Source organism: Microbulbifer sp. TYP-18 (genome assembly GCF_040932045.1).
Classification (GTDB): domain Bacteria; phylum Pseudomonadota; class Gammaproteobacteria; order Pseudomonadales; family Cellvibrionaceae; genus Microbulbifer.
This window is the reverse complement of record NZ_JBFRBC010000067.1, coordinates 1-3,268: the sequence shown is the minus strand read 5'-3', so window position 1 is coordinate 3,268 and position 3,268 is coordinate 1. Positions and strand designations below refer to the sequence as shown.

The 3,268-nt window shown below is 57.2% G+C and carries 2 protein-coding genes and 1 pseudogene; all 3 read right to left on the bottom strand.

The features are described 5' to 3' along the window. The coding region (locus tag ABVT36_RS18815; protein ID WP_368457932.1) for a condensation domain-containing protein at window positions 1-2,452 on the bottom strand (2,452 nt) is incomplete at its 3' end. Window positions 2,453-2,524: 72 nt separating this feature from the next. Further along, window positions 2,525-2,671, bottom strand: a pseudogene (locus ABVT36_RS18810) (hypothetical protein); the annotation flags it as partial. A gap of 22 nt (window positions 2,672-2,693) precedes the next feature. Next, window positions 2,694-3,268: phosphopantetheine-binding protein (locus tag ABVT36_RS18805; RefSeq protein ID WP_368457931.1), on the bottom strand; the 575-nt coding region annotated here is incomplete at its 5' end.

The window sequence follows — 3,268 nt, the reverse complement described above, 5'->3', positions numbered from 1 at the left end:
CGCGTTCGGGTTCCGGCAGGGCCCGGCGATCCAGGCGCCCGCTGGCCTCGCGCGGCAGGCCCTCAAGAGCGACAAAGGCCTCCGGCAGAGCCTGGCCTGTCAGGCGCAAGTGCCGGCGCAGACGCGACCACAGGAGCCCCTTGTCCTCGCTCTCGGCCCACTCGCCACAGGGCACCACATAGGCCACCCGACAGGGCGGCTGGTCACGCCACAGTACCGCGGCCTCGCTGATCTCTTCGTGGCGGCTCAAAGCCTCAGTGGCCGCCGCCGTAGCGGAATTGGCCGGAAGTTGTGAAGAGCCCTGCGGCGACTCGACGGCAACAATCTCCACAATATCGTCGCGACAGTGGGGAATGGCTGGCAGACCGCTGGAATGACAATCGCGCTTTAAAGAGGCCGCGCCCAAAAACTCAGAACACTTATCGCCCTCGCCAAGATCCACATTCAACCAGTGCAGTTCCCCCACAACACCGGGCGCCGCCAACTGGCCGTGCCGGTCGAGCACACAGGCGCCCATGGCCGGGCTTAGGGTCTCGGCGGGCTCGCCGCCCACCCACTGCTGCGCCAGCCGCAAGCAGGCCAGGCTGAGAGCATCCAGCCCCTCGCCCCACCAGCGGCGCTCGCAGCGGGCCAGGCACGCCAGGGTGCCATGGCTCAACGTCTCGCCACTGGCCGCACCATTAACACGGTAATAGCGCAGGGCCTTCTGGGTGGGTTTGGGTTCGGTCGTGGCCGTCCCGACACTCTGCTCGGCATCGGATGTGGTTGAGAGCAAAGACTCGAGAGCCAGGACGGGAACACCCCTCAAGGCGGCCAGATGCTCTGAGCCCGAAGCGTCACCGAGGATAGCCGCCAGGCCGCTGTCCTCAACACGATATTGCAGGGCCAGGGTTGGCAGATTCGCATCCAGGGGGACCACTGTCGCCCCGGCCCGCCACAGCCCCAGCAAGGCCGCAGCCAGGTGCTCCCCATCACTGGCCAGACACAGGCCGATGGGTCGGCCCAGGTCGAGCTGAGTCTCATTCCCAACCGCCCGGGCCAGGGCCTGCGCTTTCCACTCAAGCTCCTGGTCCGCTATTGGCCCGGTGATAGAAGCCAGCAAAGCGCCGGGTTCCTGTGGGGGAAGGGGCATCAGCGCCCCTTGCTCGGCCTCGCTCAAAAACACTAACTGCGAGAGGCGCTGTTCCGGCGACGCCACCATGGCCGCCAGCAGTCGCTGGTAGTGATCCAGCCAGCGTGCGATGGTGGCGGCCTCGAACAGGTCGCTGTTGTACTCCATGCCACCTTCAATACCTGCGGCACCCTCGTGCAGGGTCAGGGTCAGATCAAAGCGTGAGATACCCTCCCGCTGGCCATCGAAAGTCAGCGGTTCAAGCTCAAGGCCCGGCAGAGAAACACTGTCACTGTGGGATTTTTGCAGCGCAAACATCACCTGAAACAAAGGAGAGTGCTGGATATCTCGCTCGGGACTGAGTTCATCTACGAGCATTTCGAAAGGGATGTCCTGATGGGCATAAGCCTGCAAGGACAGCTCTTTCGTCCGCGCCAAAAACTCGGTAAAGGGTAAATCCTCACGCAAGTCAATGCGCAAGACCAGACTGTTGACAAAAAAGCCGATCAGTCCTTCGGTCTCCTTGCGCGTGCGGTTGGCGATGGGTGTACCAATAGCAAATTCTTGTTGCCCGCTGTAGCGGCCCAGGAGAACAGCGAAGGCCGCCAGCGTGGTCATATACAGCGTGGCACTTTGCTCGCGGCTGAAATTCTCCAACTTTTCGAGTAACTGCCGAGGCAGTTGAAGGTTTTTAAAATGACCGCGAAAACTCTGTTGCTGGGGGCGCGCCCGGTCCAGAGGCAAGTGCAGCACCGGTGGCAAGTCGTCGAGCTGATGGCGCCAATAGTGCAACTGTTTTTCCAGTATTTCGCCCTTTAACCATTGACGCTGCCAGTGGGCATAGTCTGCGTATTGAATGGGTAACGGTGGCAGCGGCGAGGCCCGCCCAAGGTCAAATGCCTGATAAAGCGTCACCAGCTCCTGAAGCAACACGCCCTGGGACCAGCCGTCGGAAACACTGTGATGCATAACAACCAGCAGTATATAGCTGTTATCTTCGACACAATGAAGCAGCCGTGAGCGACATAGCAGATCTTTTGTCACATCAAATGGAAAAGACATCTCCCCTTCAGAAATCTCTTTTACTTCATTTACCGTTGATATTTTTTCCAGAGCGATATCAGGTACATCCGCCTCAATCATTTGCACAGCATCGCCATCGATGGTCTGAAAACGCGTGCGCAAACTCTCGTGCCGCTGAACAATACTCTCGATTGATTTGATTAAAGCATTCTCATTGACCTGCCCACGCACCCGCAGCGCCAGTGGCAGATTGTAGACGGCACTGGCACCGGTGTACTGCCCCAGGAACCACAGGCGCTGCTGCGCGTAAGAGAGCACTTTCGCTTTAGAAGGATTGAGCTTTTCAATTTCAAGTTCGTATTTTTTATACGAAAAATTCGAGAGAAAAATAATAACTTCTTCTCGACTTTCTTTTAGCAACTGTACAATTTCTGCAGGAATTTTTTTCTTCTGCGAGGTAACTTTAAGGCGGCCTTCATTGAGCGTGACTTTCACGCCGTGATCTTTACAAGTATTTAAAACATCTACTGGATTCATTGTCATCTTTATTTTTTGGACTTTAAATTTCGATTTCGTCAAACGCGACACTGCCTTCGGAGTCGTCGTCGTTTGCATCTCCGATCATATAGCCGATCACTTTGCCAAGTTCGCAAATAGAGGGGTTTTCAAAAAACACGCGGATAGGGATTTCAAGGTGAAATTCATCGTGAATATCACTGAGCAGCTGAACCGCCAAAAGTGAGTGGCCGCCGATAACAAAAAAATTGTCATGGCGTCCAATGGAAGGGCATTTCAACAAGTTTTGCCAAAGTTTCGCCAAACGCTCCTCGCATTCCCCTTCCGGAGGGAGCTGAGCCATCTGGGGGAGGATCTCTGCCGGCAGCGGCAGTTTTCGTCGATCCACTTTGCCGTTGTCCGTTAAAGGCAACTGTTCGAGAGGCACGATAAAGGAGGGCAACATATACGACGGCAGGCGCTCGGCCAGGTGTTCGCGCAGGGCACTGACCTCTTCAGCGCTCTTCCCAGCACTCGCCGCTTCCGTATCGCCCCCACGCATCACAACATAGGCCACCAGGCGGGCGTCCCCAGGCTCGTCCCCTGAATCCGCGCTGTTTTGCACCACGGCCACCGCAT